Origin of the sequence: Streptomyces sp. MI02-7b (assembly GCF_033793585.1) — a bacterium.
In the GTDB taxonomy this organism is placed as follows: domain Bacteria; phylum Actinomycetota; class Actinomycetes; order Streptomycetales; family Streptomycetaceae; genus Actinacidiphila.
Window position 1 is genome coordinate 133,389 of record NZ_JARAWX010000005.1, and the last position, 16,987, is coordinate 150,375.

Annotated in this window: 10 protein-coding genes; 1 reads left to right on the forward strand and 9 read right to left on the reverse strand. The window is 72.0% G+C overall.

All coding sequences use genetic code 11. The features are described 5' to 3' along the window. Positions 1 to 639: 639 nt before the first annotated feature. Complete coding sequence (locus tag PV364_RS09685; protein WP_319659367.1) at positions 640 to 4,092, forward strand: phosphodiester glycosidase family protein; 3,453 nt, start codon at positions 640 to 642, stop codon at positions 4,090 to 4,092. A 40-nt stretch (positions 4,093 to 4,132) separates the two neighbouring features. Here the strand turns inward: PV364_RS09685 and PV364_RS09690 are convergent, their stop codons facing one another. The 9 genes from PV364_RS09690 to PV364_RS09730 form a co-directional block, all read right to left on the reverse strand. Continuing rightward, the gene (locus PV364_RS09690) at positions 4,133 to 4,708 is read right to left on the reverse strand and encodes a hypothetical protein (protein ID WP_319659368.1); all 576 of its coding nucleotides are present in this window, start codon (positions 4,706 to 4,708) and stop codon (positions 4,133 to 4,135) included. Then, positions 4,705 to 5,421 (reverse strand): VOC family protein, encoded by a 717-nt coding sequence (locus PV364_RS09695; RefSeq protein ID WP_319659369.1) that lies wholly within the window; start codon positions 5,419 to 5,421, stop codon positions 4,705 to 4,707. The genes PV364_RS09690 and PV364_RS09695 overlap by 4 nt, the downstream gene beginning before the upstream one ends. A gap of 64 nt (positions 5,422 to 5,485) precedes the next feature. Then, a complete protein-coding gene (locus PV364_RS09700; RefSeq protein ID WP_319659370.1) occupies positions 5,486 to 7,669 on the reverse strand; it encodes an alpha-galactosidase in 2,184 nt (727 codons plus the stop codon). 93 nt (positions 7,670 to 7,762) lie between these two features. Beyond that, the gene (locus tag PV364_RS09705) at positions 7,763 to 9,112 is read right to left on the reverse strand and encodes a sugar ABC transporter substrate-binding protein (RefSeq protein ID WP_319659371.1); all 1,350 of its coding nucleotides are present in this window, start codon (positions 9,110 to 9,112) and stop codon (positions 7,763 to 7,765) included. Next, positions 9,109 to 10,119: an acetylxylan esterase gene (locus PV364_RS09710; RefSeq protein WP_319659372.1), complete on the reverse strand. Its 1,011-nt coding sequence runs from the start codon at positions 10,117 to 10,119 to the stop codon at positions 9,109 to 9,111. The genes PV364_RS09705 and PV364_RS09710 overlap by 4 nt, the downstream gene beginning before the upstream one ends. Beyond that, complete coding sequence (locus tag PV364_RS09715) at positions 10,113 to 12,536, reverse strand: glycosyl hydrolase family 95 catalytic domain-containing protein (protein ID WP_319659373.1); 2,424 nt, start codon at positions 12,534 to 12,536, stop codon at positions 10,113 to 10,115. The genes PV364_RS09710 and PV364_RS09715 overlap by 7 nt, the downstream gene beginning before the upstream one ends. Positions 12,537 to 12,565: 29 nt before the next feature. Next, entirely contained in the window at positions 12,566 to 13,492 is a 927-nt protein-coding gene (locus tag PV364_RS09720) for a carbohydrate ABC transporter permease (RefSeq protein WP_319659374.1), read from the reverse strand. Between the two features lie 11 nt (positions 13,493 to 13,503). Further along, positions 13,504 to 14,550, reverse strand: coding sequence for a sugar ABC transporter permease (locus tag PV364_RS09725; RefSeq protein WP_319659375.1), 1,047 nt, complete (start codon positions 14,548 to 14,550; stop codon positions 13,504 to 13,506). A gap of 108 nt (positions 14,551 to 14,658) precedes the next feature. Beyond that, a complete protein-coding gene (locus PV364_RS09730; RefSeq protein ID WP_319659376.1) occupies positions 14,659 to 16,728 on the reverse strand; it encodes a fibronectin type III domain-containing protein in 2,070 nt (689 codons plus the stop codon). Positions 16,729 to 16,987: the final 259 nt, after the last annotated feature.

Genomic DNA, 16,987 nt, shown 5'->3' on the forward strand with positions numbered 1-16,987 from the left:
GGCACGTCTGCAATGACCGGTGGGCGGCACGGTGCGACGTCGGAAAACCTGCGAACACGCGCGCCATTCGCACAATTTGATGCCGTAGCCGCCGGAACCCGACATGCACGGCCGGCGGGGGCGATGGTGCGGCGGCCCCGGACACGGTGCCGTCACTACCCCCCTCCGGGGAACAGGCGCGACAACCTACGAAGGGGGCAGGCGAGTTGGGGGCACCCCCGGCCGGAGGCTGGGGGAGGGTGGGCGTTCTGGACTGTGGAGCATATGTGGGTGCACAACCCGGGATGAGATGAGCAGGTACCCGAGGCACCTAAATGTGCTGTCCAGAATGCCCAGCCCCGGAGGCTCCGCACCCGTTCCCCACGAAACGCGCGCCGGGCGCGTGACTTCACAGGGCTGGGGGCACCCCCGGCCGGAGGTTGGGGGAGGGAGGGCGGGCGGGTAAACACCCCGGCACAGCGGCCACGCGCCCACCGCACAGGAGCCGGGCTCTACACCAACACGCCCGCTCACAGCGGGACACGTCACAGGAAGTTCACAGCGAACATCCCCGATGATCATCTGTTTCGGGGCACGGCGACACCAACGGCACATCGACTGAGCCTGACCCCGACCACCCGCACGGAAAGAAGCCGGCCAGTGCCCCTCCCCCTTGACTCCGTCGTCGCGCGGCCGCGTGCCGCGGCCCGGCGCGGTGCCGTCGTCCTGGCCTTGGCCACGGCGCTCAGCATCGGCGCCGGGATGATGACGACCGCCCAGGCGCTCACGCCCGTGCATCTGATGCCGGCGTCCGTCGACGCGCCGAAGCCCGCCGGTTCCGTTCAGGAATTGATCCCGAGCACGCCCGGCCAGTCCATCGTCACGCGCGAGGACCGCACGCCGATCGCGCCCGGGCTGAACCTCACCCGATTCGACCGCTTCGAGGCGGACGGATGGGTGCGCGGGCAGGTGCTCGTCGCGGACCTCGCCGACGACCGGGTCAAGGTGGACTACATCTCCTCCGGCACCGTCACCGGCAAGGCCCCGGTGACCGAGCAGGCCAGGCACGCGGGAGCGGTCGCCGCCATCAACGGCGACTACTTCGACATGAACGACACCGAGGCCCCGGTCGGCGGTGCCGTGTCGCGGGACGGCGGCCTGATCAACTCGCCGACCGAGGGCCGCAGCCAGACGGTCGCCATCGGCGCGGACGGTCTCGGCAGGCTCGCCCAGGTGTTCCTGGAGGGCGAGGTCACGGTCGGCGGTTCGCAGCACCTGAAGCTGTCCAGCGTCAACTCCCCGGTCCTGGCGGCCGGCGGCATCGGCCTGTTCACCGACCAGTGGGGCCCGTCCCCGCGCACCAAGCCCGTGAGCGGTGCGAGCCGTGTCGCCGAGGTCTGGCTGCGCGACGGCAAGGTCACCGAGGTGCACACCTCGGTCAGCGGTGGCCCCGTACCGGCCGGCACCAGCGTGCTGCTCGGCCGTGAGGCGGGCGCCGACGCGCTGGCCGGCCTCGTACCCGGTGACTCCGTGAACGTCGCCTACCGCCCGCGCGCCGACTTCGGCGACGTGGCGGTCGCGGTCGGCGGCGGCCAGGTCCTGGTCGCGGACGGCGTGGTGAAGCACTACACCGACGGCGACACCGTCACCGCCACCTCGCGCACCAGCGTGGGCTTCTCGGGCGACGGCCGCACCATGTACCTGGTCGCGATCGACGGCAAGCAGACCAACAGCCGCGGCATGGACCTCAATGAGCTCGGCGCCTTCATGAAGGGCCTCGGCGCCGTCAACGCCCTCAACATGGACGGCGGCGGCTCCACCACCATGGCCGCGCGGCTGCCCGGCGAGAGCGTGACGGGCCTGGTCAACAGCCCCTCGGACGGCTCGGAGCGCCAGGTCGCCAACGGCCTCGGCCTGTTCGCCGCCCCCGGTTCCGGCGAGGCCCGCGGCTTCCGGGTCCTGCCCGCCCTGACGGCGGACGGCTCCGACAAGGTCTTCCCCGAGCTGCACCGCACCCTCAAGGCCCTGGCGCATGACGAGACCTACGCGCCCGCGCCCACGCCGCGCGTGCACTGGCGGGACGACTCCCTCGCCGCGGTCAAGGGCGGCGACGGCACCATCGCCGTCGTGACCGGCAAGCACTCCGGCACCAGCGAGATCGAGGCGACCTCCGCCCACGGGGTGAGCGGCACGACGAAGCTGACCGTGCTCGCGCCCGCCGTACGGATCACCCCGAGCAGCAGCCTGGTGGCGCTCGACGGTCCGGAGGACTCCGCCCGCCTGACGATCACCGGCTACGACGCGCTCGGGGACTCCGCCCCGATCGAGGCGTCCGACATCGAGGTCACCGGCGGCGACGGCGTCGTCTCGCTGACGCCCGCGGGCGACGCGACCTTCACGGTGCGCGGCCTGGCGGACGGCGCCTCCACCACCCTGCACCTGACGGTCGGGAAGATGACCACCGACGTGGCCGTCACCGTAGGCCTGGCGGAGAAGAGCTTCGCGGACCTGTCCGACGCGGCCGCCTGGACCTCGGCGAACGACCGCGCCCCCGGCGGCTCGGTCACCCCCGCCGCCGGTCACGACGGCGCGCCCGGCCTGGCCCTCACCTACGACTTCACCAAGTCGACCGCCACGCGCGGCCAGTACGCCGTGCCGCCGCAGCAGATCCAGCTGCCCGGTCAGCCGCAGGCCGTCACCATGTGGATCAACGGCGACGGCAACGGCGAGTGGCCGCGGCTGCAGTACCGCACGGGCGCGGGCGTGACCGCCAACCTCGACGGCCCGCTGATCACCTGGACCGGCTGGCGCAAGGTCGAGTTCCCGGTACCCGTCGGCACCCCCTACCCGCTCACCTTCCAGCGGGTCCGGCTGCTGGAGACCAGTGCCGCCCGTTCGTACACCGGCAAGGTGACCGTCAGCGACCTGCGGGTCAAGGTCGCACCGGACGTGGAGCTGCCCGCCCGGCCGACGGTCGCCGACCCGGTGGTGGTGACCAACGGCACCGTGGACGGCCGTCCGCTGCGCGTCGCCGTCATGTCCGACGCCCAGTTCGTGGCCCGTGACCCCGGCAGCCCGCTGGTGGAGGCGGCCCGCCGGACGCTGGCCGAGATCGCCGACGCCAGGCCCGACATGCTGGTCATCGACGGCGACTTCGTCGACGAGGGCTCGCCGGCCGACTTCGCGCTGGCCCGCACGCTGCTCGACGAGTTCGACGCCCGCACCGGCGGCACGGTCCCGTGGCACTACGTCCCGGGCAACCACGAGGTCATGGGCCCCGGAACACCCGTCAACTTCACGGCGGAGTTCGGCGCCACCACGTCGGTCTTCGACTCCGAGGGCACCCGCTTCATCACCCTCGACTCCTCCAGCGGCACCCTGCGCGGCGGCGGCTTCGCCCAGCTCCAGCTGCTGCACGACCAGCTCGCGGACGCGGCCGCGGACGGCTCCGTCAGCGGCGTCGTGGTGTTCGAGCACCACCCCACCGAGGACCCGCTGCCGGACAAGGCCAGTCAGCTCGGCGACCGCAAGGAGGCCGCGCTCGTCGAGCGGTGGCTCGCCGACTTCCGGGCCGACGGGCACAAGTCCGCCGCGTTCGTCGGCGGTCACGTGGGCGCGTTCTCGGCGTCCTCGATCGACGGCGTCTCTTACCTGGTCAACGGCAACTCCGGCAAGAACCCTGCCAGTACGCCCGACAACGGCGGCTTCACCGGCTGGACGATGCTGGGCATCGACCCGGCCAAGGGGAAGGTCCCGGACGCGTTCGCCGTCCCCGCCCGTGACGCCGACGCCTGGCTGCGCGCCGAGGTGCACGTCCGCACGGACGCGGTGGACCTCAGCGCGCCGGACAGGCTGACGGTCGGCGACCGGGCCGAGGCGTCGGCGACGGTCACGCAGGACGGCACGCGTGTCGTCCCCGTGGCCTGGCCGGTCAGCGCCTCCTGGACCGGCTCGCGTGTCGAGATCGCCGGCCGCACCGAGGACGGGTCCGCGGTCGTCTCCTACGACCCGGCCACCGGCGACCTCACCGCGCTCCGCGCCGGCACCGCGGTGCTCCGCGTCACCGTCAACGGCATGAGCACCGAGCGCACCATCACGGTGGGCCGCCGCTGATCCCCGGCCCGGCGACCGTGCCTCCCGCACGGTCGCCGGGTCACGGCGCGACCGCCCCGCCGGACGCCACCTGGGTCCTGCGCCACTCCACTTCCCGGGTGGTCATGGGGACGTGGATCTTGTACACGTCACCGACCCGCAGACGGTCCGGCGTGCTGTACTCGCCGTGGGTGCCGATGACGGAGATGCCCACCTGGGCGCGGGGCTGCCAGAAGGTACGGAAGTACGGTGCGTTCGCCGTGTGTTCCGGGATCTCCACCAAGGACACGCCGCGTCGCTCCAGCAGCCGTCGCAGCTTCTCGAACCGGAGCCGCGGCGCGAATCTTCCGTACCGGGCGCGCAGCGTCTCGTTCACGAGGCGGCGGTCCCGGTGCGCGAGCCGGTGCACCTGCAGGGTGACATGGTGCCCCTCCCACGGTTCGCCGCGGGAAGCGCGGGTCCAGTGGAACTCGGCGAGGCCGTAGTCGCGGACCATGCTGTACCTGCCGATGACGTTCTCGGCGACATCCGGTCCCAGCACCTCCGTCGCACGGTCGGGGGACTCCGTCGGGCCCACGCCGAGCACGGTGCCGGTCGTGACGACGTCCAGGTAGAACGCCAGGGAGTGCGGGGTCACGGACCGGCCACCCGCGGGGGAACCTCGTCCCGGCCCTGCCAGGTCGTCACGCAGGCCTCGTTGCCCTCCGGGTCGGCGAGCACCCAGAAGGCCGGGGCGCGGCTCGCGGACACGAGCCGCCCCCCGGCCGCCAGCGCCGCGTCGATCCGGCGGGACGCCTCGTCGTGCGGAACGCTGATGTCGAGGTGGATGCGATTGCGCTGCGGGCGCGGCCGGTCCATCTGCTGGAACCAGACCGCCGGGCCCTGCCAGTGCGGATCGACCAGCGCGTCCTCGGGACCGTCGGCGCCCGCCTCGTCGGCGTAGCCGAGCACCGCCTTCCAGAACGGCCTGATCCCGGCGATGTCCAGCGCGTCGATCGCGACCTCCAGGAGCTGCACCGATCTCGGCGCCCCCGCGCCGGCTTCGGAAACCGTCGCGAACCCGGCCGCACGCAGCGCGGCGGTGATCCGCCGCGCGAGGTCGACGTCCCGGGCGGTGACCGTCGCGTGCGCGACCGACTGCAGGGCGAGCAGCACCCGCCCGGGACGGATGTCGACGCGCAGGTGACGGTCGGCGTCGTCGCCGCACGCGGCGACGGCGTCCGCCGCCAGGCCGGTCCCCCGGGCCATCGACCCGACGGGGACCGACGTCTGCAACGTGCCCAGCACATACCGCCACCCGTGGTCCTCGACCGCGTCCGAGGCTTCCTGCCGGCTCAGTGTCCGCTCCATGCGCACATCCTCGCAGCCACCACCGACAGACAGGGCGCTTCCGGTGCTCGGGCGTCCCCGGGCCTCAGCCCGCGCGCCGCACCTCGATCAGGAGTGCCTGCTCCGGGTTGAGTTGGGGCATCGGGAGGCCGGCGGAGGCGAGGACCGCCCCCGGGAGGGGGAGCCAGCCGTCGATGGCCGCGGGGAGCCAGGCGGGACCGCTGGTCTGATGGAAGGAGGGCAGACCGAGGTCGGTGCGGACGCGCACCTCGTAGGGGTGGGCGACATCGAGGCCCGGGAACTGGACGCGGCCGGACTGGCCCTCGGAGGAGGTCGCGACGCGGGCCCAGCAGTAGACGGCGGCGGTGCCGTCGTGGGCGACGACGCCGTGCAGGAGGGTGGCGTCGTCGGGGAGGTCGGCGCGCACCGTGCGGCCGCCGTGCAGCAGGGGACGCAGTTCGCGGTAGAGGGCCGTCCACGCGCCGAGCCGGGCGATCTCCTCGGGGGTGCAGCGGGTGAGGTCCTGCTCGATGCCGGCGTGACCGAACAGGGCGGTGGCCATCCGGAAGGCGTCGGAGCTGACGCGTGCGGTGGTGTGGCTGGGAGTGGCGCCCACATGGGCGCCGACGAGCTCGGGCGGCAGCAACTGGCCGGTCCACCGCTGGATGGACTGCCGCTCCACGGGGTCGTTGCAGTCCGAGGCCCACACGCGGTCGGTCCTGGCGAGGATGCCCAGGTCGACACGGCCGCCACCGCTGGCGCAGCTCTCGATCTCCAGCGCCGGGTGGCGTTCCTTGAGCGCGTCCAGCAACCGGTAGAGCGCCACGACCTGGGCGTGGCCGGCGGGGCGGTCCCCGGGGCCGTGCACGGCCTCGTACAGCTCCCGGTTGTGGTCCCACTTCAGGTAGGCGATGCCGTACCTGGTGATGAGGGTGTCCAGCGCGTCCAGCAGGTACGCGGCGAGGCCGGGCTGCGACAGGTCGAGGGCGTACTGGTGCCGGGCCGTGGGGCCGAGGCCGGCGGCGGGGCCGAGGACCCACTCGGGGTGTTCGCGGGCCAGGTCGGAGTCGAGGTTGACCATCTCCGGTTCGAACCAGAGGCCGAACTCCATGCCGAGGGACCGCACGTGGTCGACGAGCGGGGTGAGCCCGCCGGGCCACACCTTCGGGTCGACCGTCCAGTCGCCGAGTCCCGCGTGGTCCGAGCGGCGGCCGCGGAACCAGCCGTCGTCGAGCACGAACCGTTCCACGCCGACCTCGGCGGCGCGGTCGACGAGCCGCAGCAGGTGGTCGAGGTCGTGGTCGAAGTACACGGCCTCCCAGCTGTTGAGGATGACCGGGCGCGGGCGCCGGGGGTGGCTGGGGCGGGCCCGCAGCAGGGTGTGGAAGCGCTCGGCGAGGCCGTCCAGGCCCGCGCCGGACCAGGCGTAGTGGCACACGGGGGTCTGGTAGCTCTCGCCGGGGGCGAGCCGGATCTCGCCGGCGCGCAGCAGTTCGCCTCCGCCGAGGACCGCGGTGTGGCTGCCGGCGCCCTCGGGCAACCGCTCGACCAGGTAGCGCTGGTCACCACTCCAGGCGACGTGCAGGCCCCACACCTCGCCGTCGCGGAAGCCGAAGCCGGGCACGCCGACGGCGACGAGGTACGGGGAGTCGAGGCCGGGCTTGCCTCGGCGGACCTCGCGGGCATGGGTGCCGAAACCGACCGGGCGCCGCTGCGGGGAGCGTTCACGGCTCCACTTGCCGGTGAAGTCGAGGATCTCGCCGGCCCGCCGGGGCAGCGGCAGCCACACGGTGGCCTGGGCGAGGTCGTACGGTGCCGGGTCGGCGGTGGTGTGCCGGGTGATCCCGGCGTGGACGGCCAGCACCCCGGACGGGTCCAGCCGGTACGTGACGGCGATGTCGAGCCCGGCGGCTCCCTCGGTGAGGGAGACGGTCAGCTCGCCGCCGCCCTCGGGGTCCTCCCGCAGGGACATGCCGGTGGTGGTCAGCCGCGGCGCCGCGGAGCCGCCGTCGACGTGCCCGTTGTGGGCGGGGGTACCGGCCCATCCGTCGGCCTCAGTGGGCCAGATGGTGTACCGGCGCGGGATGTCCACGGCGTTGTTGAGGACCGCGGGTTCGGCCGTCAGGGCCAGCGCGGCGAGGTCCGCGGTGGACAGGTCGCCGAGGTCCTTCCCCCAGTGCAGGACTCTGGGCACCGGCTCGGTGAGCTCCAGGACGAACGCGGTGCCGGCCGCGCGCAGGGTGACGATCCGCGCGGTGGTGTCTGCCATGGGGGTCCTTCCTTTCGATGTGCCCCGCCGCCCGGAGGGGCCCCGAGGAGGGGCCGCGTCCGGGCGGCGGTTCTGCGGGTCACTGCAAGTGGATCAGTTTTTCGCGAGCAGCGTCTTGCTCTGATCCTGCATGCCGGTGAAGACGGAGTCGTCCTTCTGCCCGGCGAAGTACGCCTCGAAGAGCGGGTTCATCGCGTCCTGGACGGCGGCACCGTTGCCGTAGACGGGAGAGGGGTAGAGGACCTTGTTCTTCAGCATGTCGGTGAAGACCGTCAGGTCGACACCCTGGGCGGACAGCGCCTTGGCGGAGGCGTCCATGGAGGCCGGGATGGACGGGAAGAACGTCCCGGTGAGCGAGGCCTTGCTCTGGCAGGCCTCGGAGCCCATGTACGAGACCCACTTCCAGGCCAGGTCGGGGTTCTTGGTGCCGGCCCAGATGTTGTTGCCGTTGGAGTTGCTCATCACGGCGCGGGTCGTGCCGTCGGGGCCGTACGGGGGCGCCGCGATGCCCGCCTTGATGCCGGGGATCTTCGCGAAGGTGGAGGCCTCCCAGGAGCCGCCCATCTCCAGGGCGACCTTGTGGGAGGAGAGCAGGTCGACGTCGCTGACACTGGAGGTGAACTCGCCGATCTTGGGCGCGTAGCCCTTGTCGGTGAGGGAGCGCACCCACTTCATCGTCTTGATGAAGCGCGGGTCGCCGTAGTTGAACACCGTCGGCCAGCTCTGCTTGTCGCCCAGGCGCCACCCGGTGCTGGAGACGAAGGGGCTCCAGGTGGTCTGGCCGATGAAGTCCTTGGCCGCGATCTGGCCGAAGCCGAAGGTCTTGACGTGGGCCTTGTCGAAGCCCTTCTCGTCGCCGCGGTGCCCCTTCTCGTCGATGGTGAGGTGGGCGATCAGCTTGCCGAAGTCACCGCCGTCGTCGGGGTTCCACTTCAGCGAGTCGAGCTTCTCCTTGGTGTAGCCGGCCTTGGTCAGCGCGTCCTGGTCGTAGTACAGGGCGGCCGCGGCCCAGTCGAGCGGCAGCGCGTACTGCTTGCCGTCGGTGAACTTCCACGCGTCCACGCCCACGGAGAACCGGGACATGTCGAACTTGTCCTTGGCGATGAAGTCGTCCATCGCCAGGAGCTGGTGCTGCGTGGCGTAGGCCTGGAAGAACTGCACGCTGTTCTGGAAGGCGTCGGGGGCGTTGCCCGCGACGAAGCCGGCCGTCAGCTTGGTGAAGTAGTCGTCGACGGCGTACTGCGAGATCTTGACGGTCGTACCGGGGTTGGCCTTCTCGAAGTCCGTGGCGCAGACCTTGTACGCGGCCGCCTGCTTGTCGTCCCAGGTCCACCAGTTGACGGTCTGCGAGCCGCCGGCCGAGGACGAGCCGGACGAGCAGGCGGAGAGCACCGCCGCGAGGCTGAGCGTGGCGCCCAGCGCGACGACCTTGCGTATTCTCATGATTCCTTCTTTCGGGACGGTTCCGGGTGGGCGTGGGACGACGTCTTGAGGAGCGCGCGGAAGGCGCTCAGGGTGATGGCCAGGTCCTCGGAGCCGCCGGCGTCGTGGCCGTTGAACTCCCACAGCCGCATCTGCTTGGGCCCGCCGTAGGCGTGGTAGGCGGCGATCGCCGTGGCGGGCGGGCAGACCTGGTCGCGCAGCCCGGCGGAGAACCAGGCAGGGGCGGTGGCGCGGCGGGCGAAGGCGAGGCCGTCGAAGTAGCCGAGCGTGCGGAAGGTCTCCTCGACCCGGTCACGGCGGGCCGCGAGGTAGCCGACGATCTCCGCGTAGGGCTGCTCGCCGGTGAGGCGGGTGGCCTGGCGGATGTCGCAGAGGAACGGGGACTGGAACTGTGCGGCCGTCAGGTCCGGTACGAGCCCGGCGACCGCGAGCGCGATGCCGCCGCCCTGGCTGGGGCCGGCGACGGCGACCCGGGCGGGGTCCACGTGCGGCGAGCCGCGCAGCGCCTCGACGGCGCGTACGGCGTCGGTGAACACCCGCCGGTAGACGTACGTGTCCTTGTCCTCGATGCCGCGGGTGAGGAACCCGGGGTGGGAGGGACCGCTGCCGACCGGGTCGGGCGTGGCGCCGCCGCCCGCCCAGGCGCCGCCCTGACCTCGGGCGTCGACCAGCAGGTGGGCGTAGCCGGCGCAGGCCCACATCAGGTCGTCGACGGGGGCGCCGCGGCCGCTGCCGTAGCCGTGGAACTGCACGACCGCCGGCAGGGGGCCGCCGCGGTGCCGGGGCATCCGCAGCCAGCCGCGCACCGGGTGGCCGTCGAATCCGGGGAAGACGGCGTCGAAGACGTCCACGGCCTCCAGTCCGGTGTCGACCGGGGTCAGTTCGAGGCGGGCGTCGTGGGTCCGTGCGCTGTCGAGGGTGTCCTTCCAGAAACCGTCGAAGTCGGCGGGCTCCTGGTACGTGCTGCGGTAGGACCACAGGTCGGGGACGTCCTTCTCCGTCAGCACGGCCGGCCCTCCCCGTGCTGCCGCAGGTCGGCGCCGAGGGTGACGGCGGTGCCGGCGGGAACGCGCAGTTCCACGGTGCGGTCGCGGTGGCGGACGCGGACCGGCGCCGCGTCGTCCCCGGTGTGCCGGCGGATCGTCACGGCCGTCAGCTCGCCGTCGCGCCAGGTGAAGTCGGCGCCGAGCCCGCCGCGGCAGCGCAGGTCGGCCGCCTGGCCGTCGGGCCACCCGGAGGGGAGGGCGGGCAGCAGGTGGACGGTGCCGGTGTGGCTCTGCAGCACCATTTCGGTGAGGGCGGCGGTGAAGCCGTAGTTGCCGTCGATCTGGAACGGCGGGTGGGTGGAGAAGAGGTTGGGCAGCAGTCCGCCCCACTGCGATCCGTCGACGGGCGCGTCGGTGCCCGGGTCGCCGGCGAGCGGCCGGGTCGCCTCGTCGAAGAGGGAGCGGGCCGCGGCCGCGTCGCGCAGCCGGGCGCGCAGGGCCATCTTCCACGCCCAGGACCAGCCCATCGCGCCGGGTCCGCGCCGGTCCAGCAGGGCGGTGGCGGCCGCGGCGAGTTCCGGGGTGGCGTCGGGGTCGATCCGGCCGAGCGGGTGGACGGTGACCATGTGCGACAGGTGGCGGTGGTGAGGGTCCTGCTCGGGCAGGTCCTCGGCCCACTCCTGCAGCCAGCCGCCGGCGGCGATGCGCGGCGGGTGCAGCTTCGGCAGCGCCTCGCCGATGCGCGCGGTCAGCGGGGTGCCGAGGCCGAGCAGTTCCGCGGAGCGCAGGGTCCGTTCGAACACCGCGCGGATCAGTGCCATGTCCATCGCCGTGGAGCGGGTGACCGAGGCCGGGGCGCCGCCGGGGGTGAGGAAGTGGTTCTCCGGCGACGTGGACGGCAGGGTGTCGAGCCCGCCGGCGCCGTCGTCGACCAGCCAGTCGAGCAGGAACTCCGCGCAGCCGCTGAGCAGGGGCCAGGCCCGCTCGCGCAGGAAGGCGCTGTCCTGCGTGAACTCGTAGTGGTCCCAGACGTGCTGCACCAGCCAGGCGCCGCCCATCTGCCAGATCGCCCAGGACGCCGCGCCGTGGCCCATGCCGACGGGCAGGGCCCAGCCCCACATGTCGGTGTTGTGGTGGGCGACCCAGCCGCGGGCGCCGTACAGGTCCCTGGCCACCTCCCTGCCGTTCGCGGCGACGCGGTCCAGCAGGTCGAAGAGCGGTTCGTGGCAGGAGCCGAGGCCCGCGGCCTCGGCGGCCCAGTAGTTCATCTGGGTGTTGATGTTGATGGTGTAGTTCGAGGACCAGGCCGGCCGCAGGTCGGCGTTCCAGATGCCCTGGAGGTTGGCCGGCGGACCGGCCTGCGGGCGGGAGGCGGAGGCGAGCAGGTAGCGGCCGAGCTGGAACAGCACGGTGGCGGTGAGGAGCTCGTCGTCGCCGCCGAGGATGTCGCGGGCCACGTCGTAGGTGCCCGAGCGGCGCGGACCGATGCGCAGCGACGTGCCGCCGAGGAGGCCGCGCAGGTCGTTCTCGTGCCCCTTGAGCAGTTCCCCGGTCCCGCGTTCCGCGGCCCGGGCGGCGCTGCTCGCGGCGGTGTCCAGATGTCCGGCGCGGTCGGCGGCTCCGGCCAGGCCCCGCCAGTGCCGCAGTGCCGCGGTGGAGCTGGCCACCACCGCCAGGAGCCGGGTCGCGCCGGTCACCCGCAGTCGGCCGGCGTCCGCGGTCACCTCGCCGTCGGTGTCCACCCGCAGAGCGAGAGCGCCGAACGGGTCGTAGCCGTCGACAGGGCCGTCGCCGTACCGCAGCGGCTCCTGGACACCGGGTTCGTGCGCGGGCGCGCCGTCGACGGGGATCTCCACGCCCAGGACGACGCCGTTCGCGTCCGCGGCGCGGTGGACTTCCTTGAGCGGGCTGGTGAGTTCGAGCCGCAGGTCCAGGCTGCCGCCCTGCGCGACCAGGTCGGTGCACAGGGTCCCGGTGCCGGCGTCGGCCCAGGTCCTGCGGTGGACGACGGTGCCGGAGGCGAGCTCGAAGGCGTCCTCGGCGAGGCCGTTGTCGAGGTTGAGGGTCCGCCCCCGGTACGTGGCGTCCGCTCCCCCGGAGACGGTCAGCCACAGGTCGGCGTAGGGCAGGTACTCCTGACTGTAGGGCCCCTCGAAGGCCATCAGCAGTTCCTCGGCGCGGTGCGGGTCCCCGGCGCGCAGGGCGGCGCGGACCTCGGCCAGCCGCTCCGGGCCGGCACCGGCGGCGACGACGTCGGCCAGGGCCCTCGCCGGTCCCGCGGGGGTGCCGGACCACACGGTGGAGTCGTTGATCTGGACCCGGGCGCGGTGGGCGCCGCCGAAGACCATCGCGCCGAGCCGGCCGTTGCCGACCGGGGCGGCCTCGTTCCAGGCGGCCGCGGGCGCGGGCCAGCCGAGCAGGAGATCAGTGGGGTTCATGAGGGTGCCGTCCAGGTGCGCTTACGCGGTTACTTGAGGCCGGAGAAGCCGATGGAGTTGACGATCCGCTTGCCGAAGGCCAGGAAGAGCAGCAGCATCGGCAGCGCCGCGATGAGCGCGGCGGCCATCAGCCCGGCCCAGTCCGGGGCGGCCTGCGGCGAGGACTGCTTGAACACGCCCAGGGCGAGGGTCAGCGGCTGCACACTCGCGTCGTTGGTGACCAGCAGCGGCCACATGTAGTCGTTCCACGCGTTGACGAACATCAGCAGTGACACGGTGGCGATCGGGGCCGCCGACATCGGCAGGACGATGCGCACGAGGATCCGGAGCGGCCCCGCGCCGTCGATGATCGCGGCCTCCTCGATCTCGCTGCTGAGACCGAGCATGAACTGCCGCAGGAAGAACAGGGTGAACGCCTGGAAGAGCCCGCCGGGCAGGATGAGGCCCGCGAAGGTGTTGGTCAGGCCGAGGTCCTTGATGAAGACGAAGTTCGGCAGCAGCGTGAAGACGCTCGGCACCATCAGCGCGCTGATGAGGATCGAGAACACCAGGTTCCGGCCGCGCCAGTGCAGCCGCGAGAACGCGTAGGCGGCGCAGGCGGAGAACAGCACGATGAGCGCGGTCTGCACGGAGGCGTAGATCAGGGAGTTGCGCAGGTAGAGCGCGATGTCCAGGGAGGCGCCGGAGCCGCCCTGGGCCTGGGCCTCGGCGAGCGAGGCCAGGCCCAGTGCCCGTTTGAAGGCGCCGAGGGTGAAGCCGACCGGCAGCGGCGACGAGGGGTTGGTGGCCAGCTGGTAGTTGTTGGACAGCGCGGTGCGCAGGATCCAGTAGAAGGGGAAGACCGTGACCAGGGAGATGATCCCGAGGTAGGTCCAGGCCAGGATCCGGCCGGGGCCGGCCTTCCGGGTGCGGGGGCGCCGCACGGACTTCGTGCGGGGCGCGAGAGCGACCGTCATCGGGGCCTCCGTCAGTTCAGGTCGGATTCGTCGGCCCGGGCGAGCCGCAACTGGGTGAAGGTGACCGTGATGAGCAGGACGAACAGCGCCAGCGACATCGTCGCCGCGTAGCCGAAGTCGAACTGCCGGAAGGCCTTGTCGTAGATGTACATCTGCAGCACGTTCGAGGCGTTGGCCGGTCCGCCCTTGGTGGTGACCGCCACGATGTCGAAGACCTGGAAGGCGTTGATCACCGTCAGGACGACCACCATCACCAGGATCGGCCGCAGCAGTGGCACGGTGAGCCGGCGGAACATCTGCAACTCGGACGCGCCGTCGACCCGGCCGGCCTCGTAGATGGTGGACGGGATGGTCTGCAGTCCGGCGAAGATCAGCAGCGCGTAGTAGCCCATCCACTTCCACACGCTGATCGCGGCGAGCGAGGGAATGGCCCACGGGCCGCTGCCGAGGAACAGGATCGAGTGGCCGATGACATGGTCGAGCACGATGTTGATGACGCCGAGGTGCGGGTCGAGCATCCACTGCCAGACCAGCGCGGCGATCACGTTGGAGATCAGGAACGGCAGCAGGATCACGCCGCGCAGCGTCGAGGAGCTGGTGACGCGGTGCAGGATCACCGCCGTCACCAGGGACACCAGGGTGCCGAAGACGACGGACAGGACCACGAAGTAGACGGTGACCAGGAGCGAGTGCCAGAAGACGTCGTCGCCGAACATCTCACGGAAGTTGGCCAGTCCGACCCAGTTGGGCGGGGTGAGGACGTGGAAGTCGGTGAACCCGAGGTAGATGCCGCGGAGCGTCGGATAGGCGTAGAAGATCGCGAAGCCGACCACCGAGGGCAGGATCAGCAGGAGGGCGACCGGCAGGTCCCTGCGCCGGGCCGCCACCGACCTGGTGGCGGCCGTGCGCCTGGTCCTGCCCCCGTTCCTGCCCGGGGACTTCGTGGTGCGGATCCGGCGGGTCGCGCTGGATGAGGCGGCCGTGGTGGCCTCCGCGCCGGCTGCGCCGGACGGTGGTGTCACCGGCGTCGTGTGGTTGCCCTGCGATGTGACCACCACGGCACTCTCCTTTTCCTGCATCGGTCGAACGGGTGGTTCGGTGGTGCGTCCGCCCAGTGGTGCGGCGGATCGGCGGTCCGGTGGTTCGGAAACGGGTTCCGCCGCCGGTCAGACGGTGATGCGGTCGATGTCGGACACGTAGTCGGACGGGTTGCCGAAGCTGACCGTGTTGGCGCCGGCCTTCAGCCGGACGGGCACGGTGACGGTCCGCGGCCGGCCCCACTGGTTGTCGTTGCCGCCGGGCAGCGGGAGCTGGAACGCCGTCCCGTTGACCGTGACGACCACCGTGCGGCCGGAGGAGCCGTCGGTGTAGTCGAGCTTCATCAGGTAGGTGCCGTCCTCCGGCGCCGCGACGTTGTTGATCGCCACCGATCCGTTGCCGCCGCCGAGGTTGCCGACCTTCTTGCCGCCGGAGCAGGCCGAGCAGTCGTTGACGCTCGCGTTGCCGGTGAGGGTGTTGCCGGACGCCTCGGCCTCGTAGGCCACGGGTCCGTCGGCGGCCGGGGTGGTCACCGGGACGGCCTTGCCCGCCGCGGACCGACGGCCGCGGGAGTCGTGGGCGACCACGGTGAAGGCGTAGCCGGTGGCGGCCTTCAGGCCGGTCACGGTGGCGGAGGTGCCGCTCGTGGTGGCGACCTTGGTGCCGTTCGCGTAGACGTCGTAACCGCTGGTGGCGGTACCGGTGTTCACCGGCAGCCAGGCCAGCGAGACGGTGGTCGCGGTGGAGGCGGTGGCGTGCGCGGCCAGCGGGACGCCGGGCCTGCCGGTGACGGCCTCCGGGGTGACGCGCAGCAGGCGCGAGCCGTGCGGCGGCAGGTTGTCGGTGAAGCTCCCGTTCACCTTGCCGAGGTTCTTGTGGCTCCACAGGTCACGGACCGCGGCCTTGCCGCTGATGCCCAGGTCGCTCCAGTCGGCGGTGACGTCGGCGTAGCCCTTGCCGAGGTTGAACAGCGCCACGGTGTAGCTGCCGTCGGTGTTGCGGGCGTACCAGACCTGCTCGGGGCTGTCCTGGCTGACCGGCCGGGCCGGGTTGCCGGCCTGGTCGACCGCGATGACCTCGTCGTTGGTGAGCAGCGACAGACCGTACGGGTCCAGGTGGGTGAGGTCGTCACCGATGTACAGCGGGGCGCTCTCGATGGCCCAGAGCGTCATGTGGCTCTGCCGCTCCACCTCGTTGAGGCCGTCCAGGGGGCCGGCGCCGACGTCGAGGGAGTCGAGGTTGTTCCAGTGGCCGGGACCGGCGTCGTCGATCCACGGGACGACGTCGTTCCAGCGCTGCTTGACGGAGTTGTTCCAGGTCACCAGGGTGTCGCAGTAGCACTCGACGTCGGTGTCGATCCGCCAGCCGTTGGAGTTCTGCTTCCAGACGTCGGCCTTGTCGTGGCTGAGCGACCAGGACAGGATGAACTGGATCGGACGGCCGGTCTTCTCCAGCGCGCTGTGCCAGGCCTGGATGTCGGGGACGTTGTTGTGTGCCTCGTCGCCCTGGTTGGAGCCGGGGCCGACACCGTCGATCTTGAGGAAGTCCACGCCCCAGTCGGCGTACTCCTGCGCGATCGAGTCGATGTACTTCGTGGTGCAGGGGCTGGAGAAGTTCAGCTGGTAGGAGACGTTGTCCCAGCCGCTGGTCTTGCGCAGGTCGGGGTAGACGATGTCCTTGGTGGTGCAGCCCGGCGCGTCGAGGATGGGGCTCTTGCCGTCGTTGTACGCGTCGATGTAGAGGCCGACCGCCATGTAGATGCCGAACTTCAGGCCCTTGGCGTGCAGCTTGTCCCCGAGGTACTTCATGCCGTGCGGGAACTTGACGGGGTCCGCGGCCGGGCGGGCGTACTCGTCGACGACGTTCTTCTGCGTGTTCGGGTTGACGTTCCAGCCCGCGTCCACGTTGACGTACTCGTAGCCGTGCGACTTCAGCTTCGAGGCGAGGATGTCCGCCTGCTGGAGGACGTGCGACTCGGTGAGCCAGGGACCGCCGTAGCCGGGGAAGTTGGTGGACTCCAGGCTCCAGCTGCTCCAGCCCATGTACGGCTTGGCGGCGAGCACCGGCGCCGTCGTCGTGCCGGCGGTCCGCGCGACGGCCGGGGCCGGGGCGGTGGCGGGGGCGGCGACGGCGGGGGCGACGAGGGGCGCGGCGAGGGCGCCCACCGCGAGGGCGGGGAGGATGAAGGCCCTGCGCATGCCGCTGCGCGTCCGGGGCCTGGGCCATCTCAGACGTGCGCGTGCAGCTGAACGAGCCATGGGTGTACTCCATTTCGGCGCGACGGGGTACGGCAGAACGCTGCGGCGCGCGACCGGGTGGGCCGGCGCTCGGCGTCCGCTGGGATATCGACGGTGGTGCGGGAGGACAGTCCTGCCCGCGGAGCCTTCCTCGGTGGCGGTCGTCCCGGAACGCCACCGAGGCCGGAAAGTGCTGCGACCGGGGGCCGGTCGCACTCCT